General features: G+C 67.3%; 26 protein-coding genes. 4 read left to right on the top strand and 22 right to left on the bottom strand.

Going from position 1 to position 24,910, the window contains the following annotated elements; translation table 11 throughout:
* The first annotated feature begins 102 nt into the window (after positions 1-102).
* The gene (gene galK, locus ACFWFP_RS00605) at positions 103-1,209 is read left to right on the top strand and encodes a galactokinase (protein ID WP_379292412.1); all 1,107 of its coding nucleotides are present in this window, start codon (positions 103-105) and stop codon (positions 1,207-1,209) included.
* Between the two features lie 79 nt (positions 1,210-1,288).
* Here the strand turns inward: galK and ACFWFP_RS00610 are convergent, their stop codons facing one another.
* The 11 genes from ACFWFP_RS00610 to ACFWFP_RS00660 all read right to left on the bottom strand — a co-directional run bounded on the left by ACFWFP_RS00610 (position 1,289) and on the right by ACFWFP_RS00660 (position 12,174).
* Positions 1,289-2,872 (bottom strand): alkaline phosphatase D family protein, encoded by a 1,584-nt coding sequence (locus ACFWFP_RS00610; RefSeq protein WP_379292413.1) that lies wholly within the window; start codon positions 2,870-2,872, stop codon positions 1,289-1,291.
* Between the two features lie 70 nt (positions 2,873-2,942).
* Positions 2,943-3,275, bottom strand: coding sequence for a hypothetical protein (locus ACFWFP_RS00615; RefSeq protein WP_379292414.1), 333 nt, complete (start codon positions 3,273-3,275; stop codon positions 2,943-2,945).
* A gap of 65 nt (positions 3,276-3,340) precedes the next feature.
* Positions 3,341-4,801, bottom strand: a complete 1,461-nt coding sequence (locus ACFWFP_RS00620) for a PepSY-associated TM helix domain-containing protein (RefSeq protein WP_379292415.1) — start codon at positions 4,799-4,801, stop codon at positions 3,341-3,343.
* Positions 4,802-4,913: 112 nt separating this feature from the next.
* Entirely contained in the window at positions 4,914-5,474 is a 561-nt protein-coding gene (locus ACFWFP_RS00625) for a hypothetical protein (RefSeq protein WP_379292416.1), read from the bottom strand.
* A gap of 66 nt (positions 5,475-5,540) precedes the next feature.
* Positions 5,541-7,199: an acyl-CoA synthetase gene (locus tag ACFWFP_RS00630; protein WP_379292417.1), complete on the bottom strand. Its 1,659-nt coding sequence runs from the start codon at positions 7,197-7,199 to the stop codon at positions 5,541-5,543.
* Positions 7,200-7,325: 126 nt separating this feature from the next.
* A complete protein-coding gene (locus ACFWFP_RS00635; RefSeq protein ID WP_379292418.1) occupies positions 7,326-8,954 on the bottom strand; it encodes an acyl-CoA synthetase in 1,629 nt (542 codons plus the stop codon).
* A 101-nt stretch (positions 8,955-9,055) separates the two neighbouring features.
* On the bottom strand, positions 9,056-9,550 hold the full coding sequence (locus ACFWFP_RS00640) for an ArsR/SmtB family transcription factor (protein WP_379292419.1): 495 nt from the start codon (positions 9,548-9,550) through the stop codon (positions 9,056-9,058).
* Positions 9,551-9,648: 98 nt separating this feature from the next.
* Entirely contained in the window at positions 9,649-10,281 is a 633-nt protein-coding gene (locus ACFWFP_RS00645; RefSeq protein WP_379292420.1) for a hypothetical protein, read from the bottom strand.
* Between the two features lie 167 nt (positions 10,282-10,448).
* Positions 10,449-10,826 (bottom strand): hypothetical protein, encoded by a 378-nt coding sequence (locus ACFWFP_RS00650; protein ID WP_379292421.1) that lies wholly within the window; start codon positions 10,824-10,826, stop codon positions 10,449-10,451.
* Positions 10,823-11,125, bottom strand: a complete 303-nt coding sequence (locus tag ACFWFP_RS00655) for a type II toxin-antitoxin system Phd/YefM family antitoxin (RefSeq protein ID WP_379292422.1) — start codon at positions 11,123-11,125, stop codon at positions 10,823-10,825. The genes ACFWFP_RS00650 and ACFWFP_RS00655 overlap by 4 nt, the downstream gene beginning before the upstream one ends.
* A gap of 65 nt (positions 11,126-11,190) precedes the next feature.
* Complete coding sequence (locus ACFWFP_RS00660; protein ID WP_379292423.1) at positions 11,191-12,174, bottom strand: diiron oxygenase; 984 nt, start codon at positions 12,172-12,174, stop codon at positions 11,191-11,193.
* A gap of 223 nt (positions 12,175-12,397) precedes the next feature.
* Here ACFWFP_RS00660 and ACFWFP_RS00665 point away from each other — a divergent pair, with 223 nt between their 5' ends.
* Entirely contained in the window at positions 12,398-13,360 is a 963-nt protein-coding gene (locus ACFWFP_RS00665) for a DUF5996 family protein (protein WP_379292424.1), read from the top strand.
* Between the two features lie 22 nt (positions 13,361-13,382).
* Here ACFWFP_RS00665 and ACFWFP_RS00670 read toward each other — a convergent pair whose 3' ends face one another.
* From ACFWFP_RS00670 to ACFWFP_RS00690, 5 genes are all read right to left on the bottom strand, one after another.
* Entirely contained in the window at positions 13,383-14,396 is a 1,014-nt protein-coding gene (locus tag ACFWFP_RS00670; protein ID WP_379292426.1) for a TIGR03617 family F420-dependent LLM class oxidoreductase, read from the bottom strand.
* Between the two features lie 95 nt (positions 14,397-14,491).
* The gene (locus ACFWFP_RS00675) at positions 14,492-14,968 is read right to left on the bottom strand and encodes a nuclear transport factor 2 family protein (protein ID WP_379292427.1); all 477 of its coding nucleotides are present in this window, start codon (positions 14,966-14,968) and stop codon (positions 14,492-14,494) included.
* Positions 14,969-15,154: 186 nt separating this feature from the next.
* The gene (locus ACFWFP_RS00680) at positions 15,155-16,369 is read right to left on the bottom strand and encodes an acyl-CoA dehydrogenase family protein (RefSeq protein WP_379292428.1); all 1,215 of its coding nucleotides are present in this window, start codon (positions 16,367-16,369) and stop codon (positions 15,155-15,157) included.
* A 30-nt stretch (positions 16,370-16,399) separates the two neighbouring features.
* Positions 16,400-17,797 (bottom strand): acyl-CoA dehydrogenase family protein, encoded by a 1,398-nt coding sequence (locus ACFWFP_RS00685; RefSeq protein WP_379292429.1) that lies wholly within the window; start codon positions 17,795-17,797, stop codon positions 16,400-16,402.
* A 225-nt stretch (positions 17,798-18,022) separates the two neighbouring features.
* The gene (locus ACFWFP_RS00690) at positions 18,023-18,784 is read right to left on the bottom strand and encodes an alpha/beta fold hydrolase (protein WP_379292430.1); all 762 of its coding nucleotides are present in this window, start codon (positions 18,782-18,784) and stop codon (positions 18,023-18,025) included.
* A 60-nt stretch (positions 18,785-18,844) separates the two neighbouring features.
* Here ACFWFP_RS00690 and ACFWFP_RS00695 point away from each other — a divergent pair, with 60 nt between their 5' ends.
* On the top strand, positions 18,845-19,249 hold the full coding sequence (locus tag ACFWFP_RS00695; RefSeq protein ID WP_379292431.1) for a MerR family transcriptional regulator: 405 nt from the start codon (positions 18,845-18,847) through the stop codon (positions 19,247-19,249).
* Positions 19,250-19,271: 22 nt separating this feature from the next.
* Here ACFWFP_RS00695 and ftsX read toward each other — a convergent pair whose 3' ends face one another.
* The 6 genes from ftsX to ACFWFP_RS00725 all read right to left on the bottom strand — a co-directional run bounded on the left by ftsX (position 19,272) and on the right by ACFWFP_RS00725 (position 24,067).
* Positions 19,272-20,174: a permease-like cell division protein FtsX gene (gene ftsX / locus ACFWFP_RS00700; RefSeq protein ID WP_378953048.1), complete on the bottom strand. Its 903-nt coding sequence runs from the start codon at positions 20,172-20,174 to the stop codon at positions 19,272-19,274.
* Positions 20,174-20,863 carry a cell division ATP-binding protein FtsE gene (ftsE, locus tag ACFWFP_RS00705; RefSeq protein ID WP_379292432.1) on the bottom strand — a complete coding sequence of 230 codons (690 nt, stop codon included), beginning with the start codon at positions 20,861-20,863 and terminating at the stop codon, positions 20,174-20,176. Before ftsE ends, ftsX begins: the two co-directional genes overlap by 1 nt.
* A gap of 54 nt (positions 20,864-20,917) precedes the next feature.
* On the bottom strand, positions 20,918-21,073 hold the full coding sequence (locus tag ACFWFP_RS00710) for a hypothetical protein (RefSeq protein WP_378632946.1): 156 nt from the start codon (positions 21,071-21,073) through the stop codon (positions 20,918-20,920).
* Complete coding sequence (locus ACFWFP_RS00715; RefSeq protein ID WP_379292433.1) at positions 21,060-21,917, bottom strand: mechanosensitive ion channel family protein; 858 nt, start codon at positions 21,915-21,917, stop codon at positions 21,060-21,062. The genes ACFWFP_RS00710 and ACFWFP_RS00715 overlap by 14 nt, the downstream gene beginning before the upstream one ends.
* A gap of 128 nt (positions 21,918-22,045) precedes the next feature.
* Positions 22,046-23,164 carry a peptide chain release factor 2 gene (prfB, locus tag ACFWFP_RS00720; RefSeq protein WP_379292434.1) on the bottom strand — a complete coding sequence of 373 codons (1,119 nt, stop codon included), beginning with the start codon at positions 23,162-23,164 and terminating at the stop codon, positions 22,046-22,048.
* Between the two features lie 45 nt (positions 23,165-23,209).
* Positions 23,210-24,067, bottom strand: a complete 858-nt coding sequence (locus ACFWFP_RS00725) for a helix-turn-helix transcriptional regulator (RefSeq protein ID WP_379292435.1) — start codon at positions 24,065-24,067, stop codon at positions 23,210-23,212.
* Positions 24,068-24,208: 141 nt separating this feature from the next.
* Between ACFWFP_RS00725 and ACFWFP_RS00730 the strand changes: the two genes are divergently transcribed.
* A complete protein-coding gene (locus ACFWFP_RS00730; RefSeq protein ID WP_379292436.1) occupies positions 24,209-24,790 on the top strand; it encodes an NADPH-dependent FMN reductase in 582 nt (193 codons plus the stop codon).
* Positions 24,791-24,910: the final 120 nt, after the last annotated feature.

The following is a 24,910-nucleotide window of genomic DNA, read 5'->3' on the forward strand; positions in this document are numbered from 1 at the left end:
TTGAGAGCATTGCCGCATACCGATTCGGCACCCGGTGCTGCACAGTTGCCCGCCACGGTGTTCGGTGGTGGCATCGTCGCAGGAAGCGGAAGGGAAGTACGGGTGGACAAGTGGATCGCGCCGGGCCGGGTCACCATCATCGGCGAGCACACCGACTACAACGACGGGTTCGTGTTGCCGATCGCCCTTCCGCTCGGTGTCGTCTGCGCGGCAGGCCCGCGTGGCGACGGGCTGGTGCGGCTCACCTCGGCGCAGCGGCCCGGTGCGGTCATCGAGGTGCGCGTAGACGCGCTTGCGGCACAACGGGATCGGCTGCCCGGCTGGGCCCGCTATCCGCTGGGTGTCGTCGACGAGTTCGTCCGTGGCGGTCATCGCGTCACCGGGCTGGACCTCGCACTCGACGGCGCGGTGCCGATCGGCGCGGGCCTGTCCTCGTCGGCGGCCCTGTGCTGCGCGGTGACGATCGCGCTGCGCGATCTGTTCGCGCCCGCGCTCACCGCTCGGCGCATGGTCGAGATCGCCAGGGCGGCGGAGAACGGATTCGCCGGGGTCCCGACTGGCCTACTCGACCAGTCCGCCTCGATTCTGTGCACCGAGGGCCACGCCCTGTTCCTCGACATCCGCGCCTTCACCAACTCTGAATCGACTGCCGCCGAACAGCTACCGTTCGATCTCGACACTGCCGGTCTGACGCTGATCGTCGCCGACACCGGCCACCCGCACGATCTGGCCGACAGTGAGTACGCCCAGCGCAGAGCGCAGTGCGAAGCCGCCGCCGACGCGCTGCATCTGCCCGCCCTGCGCGATGCCACCGCCGAAGACCTGCCACGCCTGCGAGATCCCGTGCTGCGTCGTCGCGCGAGGCACGTGGTCACCGAGAACGCCCGGGTGCTCGCGGTGGTCGACCGGCTGCGGACCGGTGCGGATCCGCGAGCGATCGGTGAGCTGCTCACGGCCTCGCATCACTCGCTGCGCGAGGATTTCGAGGTCTCCGCGCCTGCGCTGGATCTCGCGGTCGAGGCGGCACTCCACGCGGGCGCCCACGGTGCGCGCATGGTCGGCGGTGGCTTCGGCGGCAGCATCATCGCCCTGGTCGAACACGCCGACGAGGTCGCCGAGAACATCATGAACAGTTTCGCTACAACGGGTTTCGCCCCGCCCCGTGTCTTCGCCGTCGAGCCGGCCGCGGGGGCGCGCAAACTGGTGTGAAGAGTTGCCCAGTGTTCTGTGCGATTTCGCTGTGCGGCGCAGGAGGGGCGTGCACTGTGCCGCCGAAGGAAAGTCGTCCTCACGCTGACCTGACCGCGCCCGGAATCCCGTCCTCGACAACGAAACTCGCCCGCGTGCTGATCGGGGCGCCCGGGCGGCTGACGTAGGGCACCACGCGGAAGTCGTTGCGCCACTGTCGATGATCGAGGTCGACGCGAACATAGCCGCGTTGCCGGTTGTAGAACTTCAGGTCCGGATTGGCGGCCAGCAGTGTGCGGCCCGCGTCGGTGAGGTCCGCGCCGTCGCTGCCGGTGCTGATCGATGTTCCGGTGAATTCGGTTGCCACGACGGGTGATTCGGGATCGGCGTAGTCGCGGCGTAGATCGGCGACGTAGTTCTCGTGGCGGTCGCCGGTGATCACGACCAGGTTGTCGACAGCGTGGTCGGCCGCTGCGGCCAACACCGTATTGCGGTCTGCGACATAGCCGTCCCAGGCATCGGTGCCGAGCAGCAGATCGGGGCCGGGGTCGTAATCGGACTGGGCCATGGCGACCTGATTGCCGAGCACCTGCCAGCGGGCAGGCGAGGTGGCGAAGCCGTCTACGAGCCAGTCACGTTGGGCCGCACCGAGAATGGTGCGGTCGGTGGCGAAGCGATCGGCGCATCCGATGACCGCCGAGCCGTCACCGCAGGCCTGAGGGGTGCGGTACTGCCTGGTGTCGATCATGGTGAATTCGGCCAGATCACCGAATCGGTAGCGGCGGTGCAGGTGCATCGACGGGCCCGCGGGCAGCTGCGCCAGGCGCATCGGCTGATGCTCGTACATGGCCTGGAACGCAGCGGCCTTGCGGCGGCGGAACAGCGGCGCAAGGCGGTAGACGTCGAGTCCGAGGCCGGGACTGTCACCGGCCCAGTTGTTGTCGAGTTCGTGATCGTCGAGGGTGACCAGCCACGGGAACGCCGCGTGCGCGGCCTGCAGCGGCGCTTCGCCTTTGGCCTGGGCATAGCGCAATCGGTAGCCCGCCAGATCCACGGCCTCGCCGGCGAGTTGCGGTGGCAGCTGCGCGCCCCGGCGGGCCAGCACCCAGGAGGACTCGTAGATGTAGTCGCCGAGATGCACGACGAGGTCGAGATCTTCGGCGCTGAGGTGTTCATAGGCGGTGTAGTAGCCCGAACTCCACGACTGGCACGACGCGAAGGCGAACCGGAGCCGCGCGGTCGGGCTGTCGAGCGCGGGCGCGGTGCGGGTGCGCCCGACCGGCGAGATCGCCGAACCGGCCCGGAACCGGTAGTAGTACCACCGATCCGGCGCCAGCCCGGCGACCTCGGGATGCACACTGTGCCCGAGCTCGCGGGTCGCCACCGCCGAGCCCCTGACCACGACTTTGGTGAACCGCTCGTCCTCGGCGACCTCGTAGTCGACGGTCACCGGGGCGACGGTCATCCCGCCGTACCCGTCGGGTGCGAGCGGATCGGGGGCAAGTCGCGTCCACAGCACCACTCCGTCCGGGGTCGGTTCGCCGGAAGCGACCCCGAGCGAGAACGGTTCGCCGAGCCGCCGGGGCGCGGCGAACCGCGCGCTGCTCACCGCGGACACCCCCACGAGGGCGGCGATCGAACCTCCGATGCCGCCGTGCAGGAGTTGTCGGCGAGACAGCGTCATTCACTGATCCTTTCACCGCGGACCCGAACCATCCACCGATCGTGTCCGGTTCGGCGTCGCGGTGCGGGTGTCAGAGCCGGAAGATCCGCGAGCCGACGGCCCACCCCGCACTGGACCAGTTCGGACCGAAGCACGCCACCGTGCCGGCCTGGCCGACCGGCAGGTCCTTGCGGATCGTGTACGGCCCGACGGCGAAGGGCGCGATGTTGTAGCCGATGCAGTCGACCTCGAGCCGGTAGGTGCCCTCACCGCCGTAACAACCGCCATTGAACGCCCACGGGCCGTTCATCGAACCCTGGCAGCCGGGGTCGGCGGCAGCTGTGCCTGCGGCGACACCGGTCAAGGCGACCGCGATGACCGGAGCGGCCAGGCACATCGCAACGGTGCGAGCTGAGGTTCTCATGGGGAAGCTCCGATCATCGAGTGTCATGGGTTACATGGGATGTTTCCTCGATAGTTAGCCATGCGTTACACCTTGTCCGCGCGAGCGGCCAGGCCCAAGGCGACATCGACGATCAGGAAAACGATCAAGCTCACCCCGATGAGCGGGAGGAACCAGCCGATGGCGACCGCCACGCCGACCAGCGGAACGGTGATCCACGGCGACGTGCGGCGCAGCACCCCACGCCGTGGCGGGACGGGCAGAGCGGCCCTGCGGGTGGGTCGACGCTGCCACCACATGCGGTAACCGAGCACGATCACCGTCACCAGGCCGGCCATGATCGCGAGCAGCAGCAGCTGATTGACCAGGCCGAACAGCAGACCCATGTGGAAGGCGATGCCCCAGTTGGTGAGCTTGGCCATCAGCGGCCAGTCGGCGAACGCCAGTCGGTCGGTGACGGTGCCGGTCGTGCCGTCGACGGCGAGCGAATCGACGGTGTAGGTGCCGGGCAAGCGCCGTTCCTTGATGCCGAAGGCCTTCTCCGGCGTCGCCGGGATAGCGATTTCGATGCCCTGGGTGAGACCTTCGGCGCGAGCGACCTCGTACACGCGATCGAGTTGCGCGATCCGCGCCGCGGAGTCGACCGGGGCCGGAGCGGTCTGCCCGCCGCTGTGATGGTCGCCGCCCGAAGACTGGGCGGGACCGGCGGTGCCCGGCAGCTTCACACTCACCGAGGGCGTGGTCCAGCTGAGTTCTTCGCGCAGCTTCGTGACGTTCTCACCGGCATAGGTCGACCAGGTCATGCCGGTGGCCGAGAGCAGCAGCACCACGGGCAGGATCCAGACGCCGATCGCGCCGTGCCAGTTCATCTTTCGTCGCCTGGTCTGGGACAGATCTGGCTTGAGCAGCCACTGGGCCGACCTGCGGTCGCGCCGCTTGCGCACCCGGTGCACCCACAGCACCAGCCCGAACAGCGCGATCACCCACAGCCACGACGCGGCCAGTTCGCTGTAGAGCCTGCCGGGTTCACCCAGGTGCAGGCTCCGATGGAACTCGCTGAGCCAGGTGCGCAATGGCAGCGCGCCACCACTGCCGTAGACCACGGACTCGCCGACCGGCTGGGCGGTGTGCGGGTCGACGAACACCGACAACCGCTCGGAATCGCCGAGCGCCGGATCGTTGAACAGGACGCGCGTGGTGTCGCCCTCGTTCGGGGCGGGAGCGACAGCGACCGGCGTCAGATCGGGGCGAGCCGCGACGGCAGCCCCGACCTGGGCCGACAGCGCCTGATCAGGTCCGGTGGTGTCGACCTGGAGCAGATCGCGCGAGACGAACCCTTCGATCGTCGGCGCGACCGCGTACAGCGCACCGGTGATCGCGGCGATCAGGATGAACGGGGCGACGAAGAACCCCGCGTAGAAGTGCAGGCGCAGGGCCAGCGGAGACAGGCGTAAGCCCCGGCGGGCGCCGGAACGCGGACCGTCACCGGAGATCGGTGGTGCCGAGGGTGAGTTCTCCTCGGCCGGACGAGTGTCCGTGATGCTCATGCTGATTCATTTCTGGAGTACTGGAACCCGATGCGCGCACGCGACAGCCAGCCGGGTGCGCCGATGCGCGAAGACAGCGCACAGCGAAATCCGTGCACCGGGTGAGGGAAGGTCAGAAAGGAATCGCGAGCGGGGGAGCGCGGGTTCGCGGCGACGACGTGGCGAAGATGCGCAGGATCACGCGGTCGCGGTGGGTCAGGCGCAACGGCGCCGGGTCGGGGATGCGGGGAGTGCGGTAGCGCAGCGGCAGGATGCGCGCCAGAACGGCGCTGCCGATCCGGTACGCGGCCTCGGCGCCCACGATGACGACGGCCGCGAGCAGCGCGGCGACGGTGTGGGCGGTGAGCATGCCGAGTCCGAGGGAGTCGTCCGCCGAGTGCGAGTGACCGGACCAGCTCATCGTGGTGTGGCCGATCAGCTGACCACCCAGCAGCACCGCGGCCAGACCCAGCGCACCGTGACGCAGTGGTCCGATCCCGGCCACCAGTGCGCCGACAACCGCCGAGGCCGCCGCCAGCAACACGATCGCCGTGCTCCCCGGCAGCGCCCCACCGGCGGCCATTCCGTGCGCGGCCAACGACAGCGCGCCCGACATCGAGCCCGCGCAGGCGCCGCGCAGCCGCGCGCCGACAGCACGCGACGGCGCGCACGCCTGCTCGAACCCGATGATCACGCGCTGATAATAGTCGACGGACGAGGCCCGCTCGGCGGCAATAGAGCGGGCTACGTCCAGTCGTTCTCAGTCCGTCTCGACCGGCATCTCGATCAGCGGCTTGCGCAGGAGCTTGCCCGTGGCGTTGCGCGGGAGCTCGTCGACGAAGATCACCTCGCGCGGCACCTTGTAGCGGGCCAGGTTCTCGCGGACGTATTCCTTGATCTCCTTGGCGTCGCGCTTGGACTCCGGGCCGGGCACCACGATCGCGCGCAGCCGTTTGCCGTAGTCGTGGTCGTCGACGCCGACCACCGCGGCCTCGAACACATCGGCGCGGCCGGCGATGAGGTTCTCCACTTCCAGCGGGAAGACGTTCTCGCCGCCGGAGACGATCATGTCGTCGTCGCGGCCGTCGATGTAGAGCAGACCGTCGGCATCGAAGTGGCCCACGTCGCCGCTGGACATCATGCCGTCGACCATTTCCTTGGTCCGGCCGTCGGTGTACCCGGTGAACGCGAACCCGTTGTCCACGAAGATCGTTCCGGTGACGTTCGGCGCGGTGATCGGCTTGCGGTTCTCGTCGAGCAACACGATCCGGATGCCGACCGGCGCCTTGCCCGCGGTCGTCGGCGCCTTGCGCAGATCCTCCGGAGTGGCCACGGTCATCACCGCGCATTCGGTGGAACCGTAGAGGTTGTAGAGCGAATCACCGAAGTAGTCCAGGGTGCGGGTCACCACGTCGGGCGCGATCGCCGAGCCCGCGGCGAAGATGACCTTCATCGTCGACGGGTCGTACTTCGCCAGGACCTGCTCGTCCAGATCGAGGATGCGTTGCAGCATCGTCGGCACCACGACCAGCGAGTCCGCCCGGTACTTCACCACGTTGGCTAGGGTCTGCTCCGGGTCGAACCGGCGCTGCTGGAAGATCACCCGGTTGCCGAGGGCGAGCCCGAGGGTGAACTGCGACAGGCCGGTGCCGTGGAAGATCGGCGCCGCCATGATCATGGTGCCGTTGTTGGGCAGCGGCACCCGATCCACGAACTGCGCCGACGCGAACGGGCTCACCTTGTCGCGCGGGGCGCCCTTGGGGGTGCCGGTGGTGCCGCTGGTCAGGATCACCATGCCGCCGGGCTTGCTCGGGGCGGTGATCGCGGCGGTCGAACGATCCGCCGACAGCGATGCCACGGTGGGGATCGACGGGTCGGCCCCGTGCGCTTCGTCGACCCAGGTGAGCACGCGCGGGATCTCGGTGGGGATGGCGCTCATCAGGTCGAGGAACTCGCTGTCGTGCAGCACCGCCTTGACCTTCTCGCGGGCAGCCACGTCGGCGAACTGCGGCTTGGCGAACCCGGTGTTCATCAGCACCGCGCGCACACCGAGCTTGCCCGCCGCGAGCAGGCTCAACACCATGCCGCGATGGTCACGGGCCAGCACCGCGATCACGTCGCCCTCGTTGATCCCACTGGCGCGCAGGCCGCGGGCGAAGGCATTGGACTGCGCGTCGAGTTCGCCGAAGGTGATCTCACCCAGCTCGTCGACGATCGCGCCCGCCTGCGGCCTGCTCTGCGCGGCGTGCATGACGACGCCGGCGAAGGGGCCGAACTTCGAGACATTGCGGAACGAACGGGCGGCGTGGTCCAGGCGCAGCGGGTTGAACAGCTTGCGATCCACCATGACCTTGACGCCGAGCGCGAAGTCACCGGCACGTCGGGCGGTAGTTCCTAGCGCGGGCAGAGACAGAGACATCGAACAGCCTTCCGGCAGACCGAGCCCACGCAGAACCGCAGGCCGGACCGCGTCTTCGAGATCCAGTGCTGTTGCTAACACTAGCAAGCGATCCGGCCTGGCTGTCTACTCCGCGGTAACCAAGACCTATCCCTGTGAGACCTCATAGTCGATGAGGGTGCGGCGCACGATCTTGCCGGTGGCGTTGCGGGGCAGTTCGTCGAGGAAGATCACCTCGCGCGGCACCTTGAACCTGGCCAGATTCGCCTTGACATGCGCCTGGAGTTCGGCGGCGTCGACGGTGTGGCCCTCCTCGAGCACGACGAACGCGCGCAGGCGTTTTCCGAACTCCGGATCGTCGACGCCGATCACCGCCACGTCGAAGACCTCGGGCCGCTCGACCAGCAGGTTCTCGACTTCCTGCGGGTACACGTTCTCGCCACCGGAGACGATCATGTCGTCGTCGCGGCCGTCGACCATGAGCAGCCCGGTGTCGGTGAAATGGCCCATGTCGCCACTGGACATGAAGCCGTCGATGATCTGCTTGTGCCTGCCGTCGGTGTAGCCCTCGAACGGTGCGCCACTGCGCACGAAGATCCGCCCACGCGCGCCCGGCGTCTTGACCTGCTGGTCCTGGTCGTCGTAGAGGCGGACCTCGCAGGTGATCGGCGATCGGCCGACCGTGCCCGGCGCTTCCGCCAGCTCGGCCGGGTTCGCGATGGTCGCGATGGCCACCTCGGTCGACCCGTAGAGGTTGTAGAGCACCGGCCCGAAGGCCTCGGTGGCCTTGATGCACAGCTCCGGGGTGAGCGCGGAGCCGGCGAACAGGATGACCTTCAGCGAGGACAGGTCGTATTTCGCGCGGACGTCGGCAGGCAGCTCGGTCATCCGATGCAGCATCGTCGGCACACACACGAGCATCTCGACCTTGTGCTCGGCGATCGCGGCGAGGGTGGCCTCGGCATCGAATCGACGGCGCATGACGATCTTGTTCGACAGGATCGAGTTGACCAGCCAGGTGCCAAGACCTGTGCTGTGGAAGATCGGCGACACGATCATCGCCGTGCCCCGCTTCGGGAACGGCACGCGGTCGACGAACTGCGCGGTGGCCATCGGCGTGACCTTGGTGCGCGGTGCGCCCTTGGGCAGGCCGGTGGTGCCGCTGGTGAGGATGATGAAGCCGCCCGGCTTGCTCGGCGCGGGCAGATCCTCGGTGGAGTTGTTCGCGATGAGGTCGTCGAACGTCGTGGCGCCCGCGGGGAGTTCGGTGCCTTCGTCGACCCAGGTGAGGTAGCGCGGCAGGTCGACGGGCAGTGCGTCGAGCAGGCCGAGGAACTCGCTGTCGTGCAGCACCGCGCGCACGTTCTCGCGTTCGCAGACCTCCGCGAACTGCGGTTTGGCGAAACCGGTGTTCATCAGCGCGATGCGCGCGCCCAGCTTGCCCGCGGCGATCATCGACATGATCAGGCCGCGGTGATCGCGGGCCAGCACGGCGATGACCGTGCCCTCGCCGATGCCCGCTTCGCTTAACCCGCGGGCGATGGCGGTGGATTGCTCGTCGAGTTCGCGATAGGTCAACTCACCGCGCTCGTCCACGAGAGCCACCTGATCGGGGGCGACGCGGGCCGAATGGCGCACGAGGGTGGCCTGCGGGCCGTAGATCTTGGACTCCTTCATCGTCCGCAGGGTCTCGAGCGGTGTCTTGGGATCGGAGACACCACGCGCGCGCAATACCCCGATCGCCTTCACGCTTTCGAGCAGATGTGACAGGTTCACTCGACTACCTCCGCAGCATTGTTCACTCGACGTTCACCGTAGCAGTCGATGTGCCTTGCGTCACAGTAGCCTAACCGGGCAATTGGGACATCTCCACAAGATCAGCGCTGGGCCGCCGCCAGCACCGCCAGGAGCGGGACCAGCCTGCCCTCCGGCACCTCGAAACGGCCCAATCCGGCGGTCTGCAACCAGCCGACGGCGGCCAGCTGGCGCAAGTGCTGGTAGATCTCGGGTGAGGTGCCCAGTTCCGCGATGGCGGCGAGATCGGCGGCGGTTCTCCGCCCGTAGACGATTTCCTGCAGCAGCCGCAGCCGAACCGGATCAGCAAGAGCGGCAAGACAATTGGCCGCCTCGATGGTCCAGACATCACCGACGATGGCATCGGTGGGGTACTGGGCCTGCCAATCGAAGCGCTCACCGGTGGGCAGTTGCAACGCGCCCGCCAGCAGCACACCGCCGGTGCGTTTGCCTGCATCGTCGAATTCCCGCCGCAGGCGTGCCACCGCCCACGGCAGTTGCGCGTGCTCGGGCTGCGCGCTCTCCAGCGCGGCAACGCGACGTTCCAGTTCTTCGAGTCGGTCGACCAGATCCTCCACGCCGGTCAACCTACGCCACACCGAAGCTGTTGCGCTGCTTCATCGAAACGACGACGCACCCCGGGTCACCGGGACCCGGGGTGCGCGGTGGGCGAACGTCAGCGCGTGACAGCGCCGAACGAGGGCTGCTGGACGGTGCCGAGCTGGTAGGCGAACCCGTCCGGATGCGCCTCGTCGACCGGCACGGACCAGCGGTGCCACAGGTTGCCGTAGACCGCTGCCACGACCAGCCCGGCGCCGGTGTTCAGTGGCGCCGTGCGGATGGTGGTGTCGACCGGCACGTCCTGGTGTTCGGTCAGGACCGCGGTGCCGCTCTGCCCGCTGGACAGATTCAGCCACATGACCTCGAGCTTGGCGTTGCCCTGATTGGGCGAGATGGTGCCGGGCCCGCCGAAGAAGCCGAAGCGGAAGCCGTCGAGATCGAGGGCGATCCCCGAGCCGTACACTCCGGGGCCGCCGCCGTTCTGGCCGATATCGGAGGTCGCCGGGATCTGGAACGGCTGCGCGGGCAGCGCGACATCGACCGTGCCCTCGGCGGCGAGCTTGTCGAGTGCGGCGAGGGCGCCCGGATTGTCGGCGACCGACGTACGCAGCTGCGCGACGGCCGCGGCCACATCGACAGTCTGTGGCGCCGGTTCCGCGACCGCGGGGCCCGCGAAGACGATGGCGACGGCGGCCGACGTGACGGCTACCGCGGTGGTGAAGCGACGCATGAAACTCAGATGATGCATAACCAGCTCTCCTCGAGTGTTCCTGGTACTGCTCTTTCCGGGTAATTCGTCCGCTGTACGGGGCCGGCCGGGCTCTCCGCTGCCGACCACCTGTGCACGGTACCGACAGCCGATGTGGGATCTGTCACTACCCCGGGGTGAGCCGAGTTCAGGACCTCGAGGGTCGGTCAGGGCATGTTCGCGATCTCTACTTTGTAGCCGCGATAGAGCTCGGGTTTGGCGGTGAGGACCGGCATGTCCAGATTCTGCGCGGTGAACACCACGGGCGCGATCAGCGGCCAGTCGAGATGGTCGTCGACGATCGGCACGGTGGTGCCGATGCGGATCGCGGTGGGGGCGTCGAGTTCGGCCCAGCGCACGGCGACGCGGTTGTCGAGCAGGCGCCCGAGTTCGTCGATGTTGTCGACGGCGCGCATCGCGGCCATCAGACTCACGGTGGGCACCACCAGGATTCGGCGCTGCTGGGTGAACTGGCGCATGATCACCTGCCCGAACAGCGGCGACAACGCCAGCGCGGTGAGCGCGGTGTGATCGGCGACGCTCACTGGCGACTGTCCAGCGCGCCCATCAGCTTGCTCAGTTTGGCTTCCGCCTCGGCGATGTCCTGCGCGCAGTGCTGGGTGATCCGGTCGTCGAGCTTGCCCAGGATCTGCTCGCGCAGATCATCGTTGAAGTACGCGGGGGGCAACGCCCCGTGCCGCAACACCTCGGCGGGTACCACCGCGACCAATTCTTTCCCCTCCCGCGTCACGATCACCGGCCGTCCGCTCGCGGACACCCCGTCGAAAACACTACCCAGCTGTCCGCGTAACTCGGTCAGGGGCACACTGTCGTAATCGGCCATAGTCAACTGTACATCGCTGTGTACAGCTGACTACGGCCGAACGGTACTCCGGCGGGAGGTCCTGCTCAGGCGACCTTGCGGGCCGGTTCGCTGCGGTAGCGGGTCACCGGCCCGTCGATGCCGAGTAGACGCCAGGTCAGCTTGGCGACCGGGTTCATCAGGCCGCTGTTGGTGGCGAGGGCGCGCACGTCGCCGAAGATGTTGCGCATCGTGGTCTGCGATTCCTCGCTGCTCCAGTAGGCGTCGCGCATGACCTCCGCCGGGATGTCGAACTTCTCGACGAATTCCTTGGGCGGGGTCATGATCATGTCGAGCATCACCCGCATGGCGATCGGGAAGGCCACGGACAGCACCGATTTCATGATCGGGTTCATGCCGGGCACGTTGCGCCGCAGGTATTCGTGGGCGAAGGAGATGTGCCGGGCTTCCTCAGCCACGTGGATCTGCATCACCCGCTGCACCATCGGGTGCAGATCGACGCCGGCGCGCAGCAGCGACTTCTGCAGGTGGTCGATCGGCTCCTCGCCGCCGAGGATCATCGTGAAGAACAGTTCGGGGAAATACTTCACCGCGGGCCAGATGGCCATCGTCAGCTTGCGATCGATGGTGCCCATGCCGATCACATCGCGGTAGCCGATGCGATTGATCATCTCCTGGAACATCATCGTGTGGTTGCACTCTTCGGCAGCCTCGTGGGTGATGTACCGGAATTCCGGGTCGCCGTTGGGGACCGACACCAGGTACTGCATCAGCCCGCGGATCAGCAGCTGCTCGAAATCCAGGCCCACCTTGGCGATGCCGGCCTGGCGCCACATGCCGATGGCGATCTGCTTGTCGATCGGCTGGGCCTTGTACCAGGGGTGACGGCCCAGTGGGTCCTCTTCGGGCATGATCCAGCGCGGGTCGTCGCTGTGCACGGCGAATTCGGGGGAGTCCCAGTCGATGTCGACGTAGGGGTCGAAGTGCCGGTTGACCGAACCTTCGGACAGATTGCGCAGGATCTCGTGGTATTCGGGATCGGTGGCGGTGTTCTTGATTGTCGACAGCATCAGCGGTGTCTCCTTCGGTGTGGCGCGATACCTACGTTATATGAGACTCAGAGTCCCACACAACCCCACCGATGGTCGGGATCGTCCCTGCGGCGCGATCTACCAGCGCCGACGTACGATGAAACCGTCGCAGGACACGCCGAACGGTTGACCAATCAGCCAGCGCACCTGGCTGTGAACGGGCGGGGCCCACGGGCTCGCGCACCGAGAGAGCGAGGATCCGATGGCACGTTCGACTCCCGCCAAGGCCGTCTGGCCGGCCCTACGCGTCGATGACTGGTCCGACACGCGCGACACCTTGCACATGTGGTCGCAGATCATCGGCAAGCTGACAATGGCGGGCACACCGCTGGTGAACCACTGGTGGAATGTCACGTTCGCGGTCAGCGCGCGCGGGATGACGACCGGTGCGATTTCCGTCGACGGCCGCCTGCTCGACATCGAATTCGACTTCGTCGACCACGAACTCGTCCTGCGCAGCAGCGACGGCCGCCACGCCACGATCGCGCTGCGACCGCGCACGGTCGCCGACTTCTACGCCGAACTAGGCCACGTGCTCGGCCGGCTCGACATCGTGGTCGACATCGAGGCCTCGCCCAACGAAGTCGACCCGGCCATCCCCTTCGCCGAGGACACCACCCACCACTCCTACGACGCGGACGCCGTCCACCTGTTCTGGCAACAGCTCGTGCAGATCGAGCGAGTGTTCCAGCTCTGGCGTGCCGGTTTCGCCGGGAAATCCAGTCCGGTGCAATTCTTCTGGGGTTCTTTCGACCTGGCCTGCACCCGCTTCTCCGGCCGCCCCGCGCCCCTGCACCCCGGCGGCGCCCCCAACTGCGCCGATTGGGTGATGGAGGAGGCCTACTCGCGCGAATGCGCGAGCGCGGGCTTTTGGCCCGGTGGTACCGAAGGCACCTTCTATGCCTACTCCTACCCGGCTCCGGACGGCTACTCCGCTCGTCCCGCCGGTCCCGACGGCGCCCAGTGGGACACCACCCTCGGCGAATTCGTCCTCCCCTACGACGTGGTCCGCAAGTCCCCCGACCCCGACGCCACCCTCCTGCACTTCCTCGATACCACCTACGCCTCCGCCGCCGACCTGGCCCACTGGGACCGCCCGCTCCTCGACGTCGATCCCCACCGCCTCGATCGTCGACTCCACGTCGACGACACGACTGCGCTCTGACCCGTCGACATGCCGCGCGACATCACATCTCCCGCAACAGTTCTGTCAGCAGCGCCGGGTCTACCCGATAGGGCGTGTTGAACCCGAGCCGCTCGACGATTCCGTCGTAGCGTTCGTGCAGTTGCGCCGCCGCGCGGGCGGGGTCGGTGGCTGTGATCGCGACGGCGTCGAGGAAATCGTCGTCGACGAGGTCGGCCATCCGATCCCATTCCCCGTTCTTGGACATCGCTTTCAGGCGGGGTCCGAGTTCGGCCCGATCGTGCAACTGGAGAATCGGCCAGTAGGCCGGAGTCGATCCGTAGAACGCCAGCTGCTTGCGGACGGCCTGCCTGGCCGTGGCCAATTCGCTCGCGGATCTGCCGGTCGCGACCATCGCCGAATGGTGGATCACGATGTCGTCCACGGGTTTACGTGCGCGCGCCGCGCCCTGCGCCAGGGCGGGCAGGGTCACCTCGCGCAGAAATCTCGGCGTGCAGAACGGGTGCGACATGAAGCCGTCGGCGACTTCCCCCGCCACCGCGGTCATCGCCGGCCCCACGCCCGCCAGATAGATCGGCGGTGGACCGAACCCGGCCACCTCGTCGGCCGCGGGGCGGAACAGCGGCGGCATCAGGGTGTGCTGATAGAACTCGCCCTGGTAGTCGAGCCGCCCGCCCTGCTCCCAGCTCGTCCAGATGGCACGCACCGCCAGCACCATGTCGCGCATCCGGTCGGCCGGTCGGCTCCACGGCATCGAGTAACGCCGGGTGACGTGCGCGCGGATCTGGCTCCCGAGGCCGAGCACGAACCGGCCACGCGAAAAGGCCTGGAGATCCCAGGCGACGGTGGCGAGCAACAGCGGATTACGGGCGAACGCCACCGCGATCGAGGTACCGAGCTCGACCCGCTCGGTGTGCTCGGCGGCCAGCAACAACGGCAGAAACGGATCGTGCGCCCCCTCGAACGTCCAGATGCCCGCGTACCCCGCGGCCTCCGCGGCGGCGGCATCCTTGCCCATCGTGGCCAGCCCGCCGGTCAGCGTTGTGTCGATCTTCAAGACGCGCGTCCCATCACTGTCGTTTGCCGTCCAGCGATGTTGTGACAACGCGGAACAATCCGACCATCACCGTAACGCCGCGCGGAATCAGCCAGCTAGCTTTCCGTGGTGACGACGGTGGACCGATAGTCGGTGATCTTGTGTCCGGTTCGCCAAGGGCGGGCCGCGCCGGAGGCCCACCATCGCCACCACAGGGATGGGTGCCCGAGGACCTGGCCGAAGACTGGGAACGGGTCGAAGTAGTTCGTCCGCACGATGGCTTTGCCCTCTCGAAGGACGAAGCGGTCAACGTTCGGCCATTCGATGAGTCCACGGCCGACCCTGGCTCGGAGACGGAACTCGATGAACAGCACGTCGGAGTCACCACGCCATCGGTCGATCTGCGCGTGCAGATCCGGCAGCAGTCGCCAGATCCCCCGGAACTCTTCGCGGGCCGCGTCGATGCCATGCATCGGTGCGCTCAACGGCTGCAACAACACGATGTCGGGATGCAGGATCTCGGGTATCCGGTCGACGGACGGATTGCCCCAGAAATCGATGAAATTCGCGACGAACTGTTCGTGTTCGAGCACGTGCCTTTCCTTCCCCCCAGCAGACAGGCCTCGGGTCCAGAGAAGCGGACGGCGGCCAGGTTCGCAACCGGAGCGGCCACTTGATCGGCCTGAGTGACGATGAGCCCGAACCCCACGGCCTCCGGAACCAAGAAATCCGGTGCGAGTCAGCAAATTGACTCGCACCGGATTTCATTGTCTACCTGGTCACTTCAGTTCGGAGCTGGTCTTTCCGAGCACGCGGCGAGCCACGATCAGCTGCTGGATCTGCTGGGTGCCTTCGAAGATGTCGAGGATCTTCGAGTCGCGGGCCCACTTTTCGAGCAGGGTGCGCTGGGAGTAGCCGATGGTGCCGGCCAGTTCCACTGCCTTGAGGGTGACGTCGGTGCCGGTGCGGCCCGCCTTGGCCTTGGACATCGAGGCCTCGAGGGAGTTCGGCTTCTTGTTGTCGGCCATCCAGGCGGCGCGCAAAGAGAGCAGGTAGGCCGATTCGTAGTCGGCTTCCATGCGCAGGAACTCGGCGGCCGCCGCGGACTGGTTCATCGCGGGGGTGTCGTAGGAGATCTCGACACCCGCCTCGGTGAGGACGGTACGCAGTTCCTCGAGCGCGGCGCGGGTGACGCCGACGGCCATGGCCGCCACGAGGGGACGGGTGTTGTCGAAGGTCTGCATGACCCCGGCAAAGCCCTTCTCCACATTCACTTCCGGCGAACCGAGGATGTTGTCGGCGGGGATGCGGCAGTCCTGCAGCAGCAGCACCGCGGTGTCGGAGGCCTTGATGCCGAGCTTGTGCTCGAGCCGGGCCACCGACAGACCCGGAGCGTCGCGCGGGACGACGAAGGACTTGATCGCGGCGCGACCGAGGCTCTTGTCGACCGAGGCCCACACCACGATGTGGGTGGCGCGCTCACCGCAGGTGACGAAGATCTTCTCGCCGTTGAGGACCCACTCGTCACCGTCGAGGGTGGCGGTGGTGGTGACGGCGGCCGAGTCGGAACCGAAGGACGGCTCGGTGATCGCCATCGCGGCCCACACCTTGCCGAAGCGCGAGAGCTGCTCGTCGGTCGCGACCGCGGCGATCGCGGCGTTGCCCAGCCCCTGGTAGGGGATGGTGAGCATCAGGCCGACATCGCCCCACGAGGTCTCGAGGGCGTTGAGCAGCGCGGACATGTTGCCGCCGTTGGCATTGGCGGTCAGGTCGGTAGCGGCCTCGTCGTTACGGCCGCCCGCGGCGCCACCGATCTTCTGGGTGCCGGAATCGGCGAGCCCTTCGATCATGGCGGCCATCGTGTCGAGCTCGACCGGGTAGTCGTGCTCGGCGAGGTCGTACTTGCGGGAAATGGGACGGAAGATCTGCGAGGCGACCTGGTGGGCCTGGTTGGCGCTCGCCTTCAGCTTCTTGGGGAGTTCGAGATTGATCATGAGGGGGCTCCTGGAAGGTGAGAAACGGGCCTAGACCAGCACGATGCCTTCGGCGACACCGACGGAACGAAGGTCGCGGTACCACCGCTCGACCGGGTGTTCCTTGGTGAAGCCGTGGCCGCCGAGCAGCTGCACGCCGTCCAGACCGATCTGCATGCCCTTGTCGGTGGCCAGCTTGCGCGCCAGCGCCGCCTCGCGGGCGAACGACAGACCCTGCTCCGCGCGCGACGCGCCACGCAGGGTGACCAGGCGCAGGCCGTCGAGCTCGATCGCCATGTTGGCGACCATGAAGGCCACCGCCTGACGGTGCGAGATCGGCTCGCCGAACGCCTCACGCTCGTTCACATACGGGATCACGTAGTCGAGCACGGCCTGGCCGGTGCCGATGGCCAGCGAGGCCCAACCCAGCCGGGCGAGCTGCACCGCGTCGCCGTACTCGGCGGCACGGGTCTTGGCGTCACTGTCGCCGAGGACGGCGTCGGCGCCGACGGCCACGTTGTCCAGAATCAGCCGGCCAAGGCCCGCGGCGCGCAGACCCATGCTCGGGTCGGCTTCCACGGACAGCCCGGCGGTGTCGGACTCGACGATGAACAGCGCGGGGCGCCCGTCGAGCTCGGCGGCCACGATGAACAGTTCCGCGTCGGCCGCGGCCGGGACCAGGCTCTTCACACCGTTGAGCTGATAGCCGCTGGGGGAGCGAACGGCCTTGGTCTGCAGGGCGAACGGGTCGAACAGGGCGCGCGGCTCGTTGATCACCACGGACGCCTGCGGCACGCTCTCACCGGTGAAGGCGGGGAGGTAGGTCTGCTGCTGGGCGTCGGTGCCCCACTGTGACAGGGCGACGGTGACACCGCTCGGCGCCAGAATCGGCAGCGCCAGACCCATGTCGCCGTGCGCCAGCGCCTCGGCGACCAGGGAGTTGGTGACGGCGCCGCGCTCGGAAGCCGCGCCTTCCAGCTCCTCGGGCACGTTGATCAGGGTGATGCCGAGTTCGGCGGCGCGCTCGAGCAGGTCGCGCGGGGCCTTGGCGGCATTGTCGGCGTCGTAGGCCGCGGGACGCAGGATCTCGCCCGCGAAATCACGCACCGTCTCGACGATCATCTGCTGCTCGTCGGACGGGGTGAGATCGAAGTAGTCCTTGGTCTTGGACTCGTTGTCGACCAGACGCTTGGGCTCACCGCCGCCCGCGACCTTGGCGAACGTACGAGTGGCCGCGCCCAGGGTGCGGAACCCGGTCTTGGTGCCCTCGTAGGTGACTCGCTCGATCGGCTTGCGCAGGTTGTACTTGCCCGCGAGCTCCGACCCGGTAATGGTCGTCAAAGCGCGCATCGCGGCGCCCATCCAGTCCCGTTTGGGCTGGCTGAGACCGACCGCGGACGTGTCGTTCGGACGTCGCTTCGTCGCGCTGTCTCGAGTGCTCATCATCACCTGATTTCCTCGGCTGTCGGGGTGCCTTCGACCCCACCATCTTACTCTTCGGTAAGTCTATCTTACTCCAGAGTAAGATGTGCGCTGACCCAAAGTGGGATCGCCGACCTCTGTCACGCTGGTCGGCAACTGGACTGGTCTTACCCCGATCGGCCGCCGTTGTCGCCGTTTCTGGCCAGACTCATGGCTGCGGTCGAGCCCGATTCGTTATGTGTCATGAGATTGCTAGAGCCCGTGGCGGTCGAGGAATTCGGTCAACAGCTTCCGCCACTCGTCGGGACGCTCGACCATCACGACGTGGCCTGCCTCGATCTCGGCGTATTCGGCGCCGGGAATCGCCGCGGCCAGTGCCCGCGAGTTCGCGGGATCGACCAGCAGGTCGGCGGTGGTCGCCACGACAAGGGTGGGCACCGTGACGGCGGACAGGTCGGCCGTGGTGTCCACCGACTCGACCAGCTTCGCCTGTTGACGGGTGCCACCGGGAATCGAGGCGGCAGTCTGACCGACGATCTCATCGATCGCGGTCGCGGGCAGCGTGTTGACGAACCCGGTGGAGAAACCGGTGAGCACTACGAGACGAGCGAAGGATTCGTGGTCGCCTCGATCGAGGAGGTCCTGCCAGAACCGCACGATGAGCTGGGCGCGACTGTCGGGGGCGGCCAAGCCTGCGGTGAGCAGAAGGCCGGTGACGCGGTGGGGGTGGCGCACGGCCGCGCGCACAGCCACCGCGGTGCCGAGTGAGAATCCGATGATGGTGAAGGTCTCGACGCCGGCCTCGACAGCGGCCGACACTAGGGCGTCGGCCAGGTCGTCGAGGGTCAACGGGGTGTCGTCGCCCGGGTAGTCCGAGGCCACCACGGTGTGACCGTCGGCGAGCGCCGCGATCACGGTGCCGAAGTTGCTCTCGATCCCGCCGCCCGCGCCGTGCGCGAGGACGATGCCGGGGCCGGAACCATGGACGGTGGTGTGCAGGGGAATCGTGGTCATGGCGGCGACGTTAGGGATTCACATGGGTGTGAAGGTCAAGCCGAAGGTGCCGGTGGTCACATGCTGATCGGCGAACTGGCGCGACGCACCGGGGTCGCCACCCGGCTGCTGCGCTACTACGAGGAACAGGGTCTGCTGCATCCGCACCGGGACAGCAACGGTTATCGAAGTTATCCGACATCGGCGGTATCGACCGTCGCACGGATCAGGGAACTGCTGGCCGCAGGGCTGAACACCGATGACATCGCCCTGCTCATGCCGTGCGCCGAGGACGCGGGGCCGGTCCAAGCCTGCGAGATGTCGGTGCGAATCATGGCCGACAGAACCGCCGACCTGGACCGTCGCATCGCCGACCTCGACCGTCAGCGATCTCAACTCGCCGCTCAACTCGGCGCCAGCCTCGCCCACGCCGGGGAGCGGCCGTCGACGGGCCCGAAACAGCCCCACGTGGCGGGACCGATCTAGCCGGGCCCGCCGCGCGCGAACCTTATTCGCGCACGTAGTAGCGCAGCGTCAGATAGGCGGTGACGGCGGCGAAGACGATGCCGACGGGGGCGATCGTCAGGGCGACCACCGCGATGTCGTCGCCGGTGATTCGCGGGAAAACATTGCTGTCGAACAGCGGGCCCAATGCCCGATCGATCACCAGCGGCCGGGCGATGACCAGGCCGAGGATCGCGAGCACCGACCCGACGAAAGCGGCCGCGACCGCTTCGAGCAGGAACGGTAGCTGCGTATACCAGCGGGTCGCGCCCACCAGGCGCATGATGCCGACTTCCGTGCGCCGGGTGAACGCGGCGATCTGCACCATGTTCAGCACCAACAGCATCGCGGCCAGCGCCATCACCAGCGCCAAGCCGAACGCGGCATTGCGTAACCCGTCGAACAGGCTGGTCAGCCGGTCGACGAACTCCTTGTCATTGGCCACGATCCGCACGCCCGGCCGCGTCGCGAAGCTGTCGTAGATGTGCTGATACTGATCGGCGTCGGTCATCTTCACCCGCAACGAGGCGGGCAGGGGTGAGTCGGCGATGTACTGCACCATCTCCGGCTGATCCGCGAACAGCTTCTTCGCCTCCTCGAGCGCGTCGGCGCGGTTGAGGAACTGCACGCTCTCCACACCCGAGGTCTGCTTGAGGTCGGCGAGCAGCGACTTGCACGGGTCGGCGGCGCAGTCGGGATCGGTGTCGGACACCGCGTCGTCGAGATAGAAGCGCACCTCGAGGCGGCCGATGAAGAAGTTCTCGGTCTTGTCGGCCATCCGCACCGACAGCATGCCGCCGCCGAGCATCATCAGCGAGACCGCCGTGGTCAGGATCATCGCGATGGTCATCGTGAGATTGCGGCGCAGGCCGTCGACGACCTCGGTGAACAGGAAACTCAGTCGCATTATCGACCCACCCCGTAGACGCCGGTCGCTTCGTCGCGCACGAGTCTGCCGCGGTCGAGTTCCACCACCCGCCTTCGCATGGCGTCGACGATGTGATTGTCGTGGGTGGCCATCAGCACCGTGGTGCCGACGCGATTGATCCGTTCCAGCAGCGCCATGATGTCGGCGCTGGTGTCGGGGTCGAGGTTGCCGGTCGGCTCGTCGGCGAGCAGGACCAGCGGCCGGTTGACGAACGCGCGCGCGATCGCGACCCGCTGCTGCTCACCACCGGACAGCTCCGACGGCAACCGCTGTCCCTTACCGCCGAGCCCGACCATGTCGAGCACCTCGGGCACCGTCCGTTCGATGAACTGGCGACGCTTGCCGATCACCTCCAGCGCGAACGCCACGTTCTGTTCCACGGTCTTCTGCTGCAACAGCCGGAAGTCCTGGAAGACGCAGCCGATCCGCTGCCGCAACTTGGGCACCTTCCGGCCGGGCAACCGGTCGACACGGAAATCCGCGACCCGGATCTCGCCCGATGTCGGCGCCTCCTCCTTGAGCAGGAGTCGCATGAAAGTCGACTTGCCCGAACCGGACGGGCCGATGATGAAGACGAACTCGCCTTTGTCCACATCGACGGAAACGTTGTCCAGCGCCGGTCGCGTCGAGGTCTCGTACGACTTGGTCACGTTGCGCATGGTGATCACGGGGAGCCAGTGTAACCAGCGAACGAGCCGTCTCAGCGGGACGCGGCGCGCCGATCAGGGTTGGGGGTCGGCATTCACCCAGGTCGGTACGGCGTTGAGGAACGTCGTCGGGCCTTCGGCGGCGGTATCGGTGGGTTTGACGAACAGGTAGACGACAAACGTCGACAGCCACGCCGCCATCAGGATCGCTGTGGACTTACGTGGTTTCACTGATTCCCTCCTTACGCAGGGCCGCGGCGACGCGCACGCGCAGTTCGCGACCCACTTCGAATTGTTTGCCTGGCAATGTGCGGGCAACCATCCGGATGTTCATCACGTCGAGCGAGAGATCTTCGACACCCATCACCGACGGCTCGTCGAGCAGTAGTGGCTTGAGGCGGCGATCCTCGTAGGCCTTGGTGCACACCGCGTGCAGGATCTCGTTGATCTTGGTGATATCGGCCTGTGCGGAGACCGGGACGTCGATCGCGGCGCGCGCCCAATCCTTGGACAGGTTGGTGACTTTCACGATCTGCCCGTTGGGGACGATGATCACCTCGCCGTCGGAGTTGCGCAGCGTGGTGATGCGCAGCGTCACGTCCTCGACGGTGCCCTCGGCCGGATCCGCGGAGCCGGTGACCGAGATCTGCACCACGTCACCGAAGCCGTACTGGCGCTCGGTGATCAGGAAGAACCCGGCCAGAATGTCCTGGACGATGCGCTGTGCGCCGAAACCGAGCGCGGCACCGAGCACCGCCGCGGGCGCGACCAGACCCGTCACCGCGAAGCCGAGCCTGCGCAGCACCTCCATACCGACCAGCACGTACACGATGGTCAGCACCACCCACGTGACCACCTGGGCCAGTGCGTGACGATGCTTGGCCGCTTCGGTACGGACCAGGGCGTCACTGGTCTGGAAACCCGAGTCGATCTTGGTGGTCACCCGGTCGCGTAAGAACGCGGCGAACCGGCCGAACAGCATCGCGCCGACGATCAGCAGGACGATTTCGAGCCCACTGGAACGCATCCAGTCGGTGATCTCGGGTCCGCTGTTGGCCGCGAGGACGTCGGTCATCGCGTCTCCTTCATGGACCTGCACAGGCACAGTTTCGGTTCGGTCGAACGCACACCAGAAAGGTTACAGGTCGGTCACGGCGTGCGGTCAAACGTGGTGAAAGGCACGGTTTGTGAGCGAACAGCTGGCTACGCGTCGTCCTGATCGCGCATGCGCCAACGGATTCCGGATTCGATGAAGCCGTCGATGTCGCCGTCGAGCACCGCGGTCGGGTTGTTGACTTCGTGGTTGGTGCGCAGGTCCTTGACCATCTGGTACGGGTGCAGCACGTAGGAACGCATCTGGTTGCCCCACGAGGCGCCCTCGTTGGTCTTGAGCGCGTCCATCTGCGCGCGCTCTTCCTGGCGCTTGCGCTCGAGCAGCTTGGCCTGCAGCACGCGCATGGCCGAGATCTTGTTCTGCAGCTGCGACTTCTCGTTCTGGCAGGTCACGACGATGCCGGTGGGAATGTGGGTCAGGCGCACCGCGGAGTCGGTGGTGTTGACCGACTGGCCGCCGGGGCCCGACGAGCGGTACACGTCGACCCGGATCTCACCCTCGGGGATCTCGATGTGGTCGGTCGTCTCCACCACCGGCAGGACCTCGACCTCGGCGAAGGAGGTCTGGCGGCGGCCCTGGTTGTCGAACGGGCTGATCCGGACCAGGCGGTGCGTGCCCATCTCCACCGACAGCGTGCCGTAGGCGTAGGGCGCCTTCACCGCGAAGGTGGCGCTCTTGAGGCCCGCCTCTTCGGCGTAGGAGGTGTCGTAGACCTCGACGGGGAACTTGTGCCGTTCGGCCCAGCGGATGTACATGCGCATCAGCATCATCGCCCAGTCGGCGGCGTCGACGCCGCCGGCGCCGGAACGGATGTTGACCAGCGCGTCACGCTTGTCGTACTCGCCCGAGAGCAGTGTGCGTACTTCCATCGCCTCGATGTCCTCGCGCAGGGTCGCGCGGTCGGCATCGGCGTCGGCGATGGCTTCGGCGGCGGCCGCGTCTTCTTCGGCCTCGGCCAGCTCGTAGAGCACCGGCAGGTCCTCGAGCCGCTGGCGCAGATCCTCGACCCGGCGCAATTCGCTCTGCGCGTGCGAGAGCTCACTGGTCACCTGCTGGGCGTGCTCCTGGTTGTTCCACAGCTCGGGATCGGCGGCCTGGTGCTCGAGTTCATCGATGCGGCGGCGTAGCTCCTCGACATCGAGAACCGACTCGACCGTCTTGAGCGTGGTGTCGAGTTCTGCGAGGTCGGCGATAACGTCAGGATGCACGATGTCCTAGGCTACCGGTCCCCTCCGACACCGTGCCCAATCGCCTCAGCTTGCGATGGACCGCAGGCCGCCGGGGCGGCGTCCGACCAGCTGGTCCAGGGCGGTGGCGCTGGCCTCGTCGGCCGGGAGCAGGACGTAGAGCGACTGGTCGTCGTCGATGGACAGATCCAGCGATTCGTAGGCCAGCCGCAGGGTGCCCGCCTCGGGGTGGGTGAGGCGATCGATACCGCCCGACGGCGGTAGCCCGGGCAGCGTCGCGAGGCGATCGGTGAAGCTGCTGCCCGCTGTGACGGTGAGTTCGTCGACCAGGGCGGCGACTATCGGGTCGGCGCGGAACGGGCCCTGTTTGAGCGAAGCGACCAGCTTGTCGGCGGCGGCGTCCCACTCCGGATACAGCTCGCGGGCGCCGGGGTGGGTGAACACGAATCGGGCGACGTTGGCGGGCTCGCCCTGCTCGAACAACCCCGCGGGCGCCATCAATGTCCGGTACCCCTGGGTGCAGGCCAGGATCTCGGTGAAGCGGTTGGTGATCACGGCGGGCGCCGGTTCCAGCTGGGCGAGAATCGCCAGGACCGTCGGACGCACCGTGCGATTGGGGCCGTTCTCGGCAGCCCCACAACTGAACCCGGACACACCTTTGCTGAGTTGGTGCAGATGGACGCGCTCGCGTGGACTCAGCCGCAACGTCTCGGCCAGCGCGGACAGCACCTGAGCGGAGGGATGGCTGTCGCGACCCTGCTCCAACCGGATCAGATATTCGACGCTGACCCCGGCCAACATCGCGACCTCCGCGCGGCGCAGGCCCGGCGTGCGCCTGCGTTGCCCGGCGGGCAGCCCGACCTCGGCGGGGGAGACCGCTTCGCGGCGGGTCCGCAGGAACAGCCCGAGTTCGTTGTCGCTCACCTCTTCGACGGTACCCAGCGCGGTGCCGCGCAGAGTGGCCGTGCCACTACCACTCTCAGCGTGGTCTCCCTACGACCCTCACGGTCCGCGAGATTTGGTCGTACCGGCTGATCGGGCCGGTACGACGAAGAGGAGAACACTGTGTCCACGCTGAAACTCGCGATCATCATCGGCAGTGTCCGTGACGGCCGCTTCGGCCCGGTCGTCGCGAACTGGTTCGCACAGCAGGTCGACGACCGCTTCGAGGTCGACATCATCGACCTCGCCGACACCGCCCTGCCAGCTCTGCCCGCCGTGCCGCCCGCCCTCGATCCCGACCCGGTCCGCCCCGCCGACATGCGCGAGCTCACCGACCGCCTGGCCGCCGCCGACGCCTACGTGATCGTCACCCCCGACTACAACCGCAGCTACCCCGCCGCCCTCAAGGCCGCCATCGACTGGCACTTCACCCAGTGGGACGCCAAAGCGATCGGCTTCGTCGGCTACAGCGGCGGCTCCGGCGGACTCCTGGCCATCGAACACCTGCGCCAGGTCTTCAACGAACTCAACGCCCACACCGTGCGCAACTATGTCTCGTTCCCGCGCTACTACATGCTCTTCGACGAGGCCGGCCGACTGCACGACCCGCAGGAACCAGCAGCCGCCGCCACCGCCCTCCTCGACCAATTGCACTGGTGGACAAGTGCTCTGGTCGCGGCGAAAACAGCCCAGGTCGCGGCCTGAGCAGGCGCTTCGCCACGTTCTCGCACACCCGGCCGGAGCCGCTGAGCTGGGGCAGTCAACGGCAACGGCGTTCGCGGCGCCGCGAACCCGAGCGCGCCGGCTCGGCGAATACACTCCCAC

It is taken from the genome of Nocardia sp. NPDC060249 (genome assembly GCF_042728755.1).
GTDB lineage: Bacteria > Actinomycetota > Actinomycetes > Mycobacteriales > Mycobacteriaceae > Nocardia.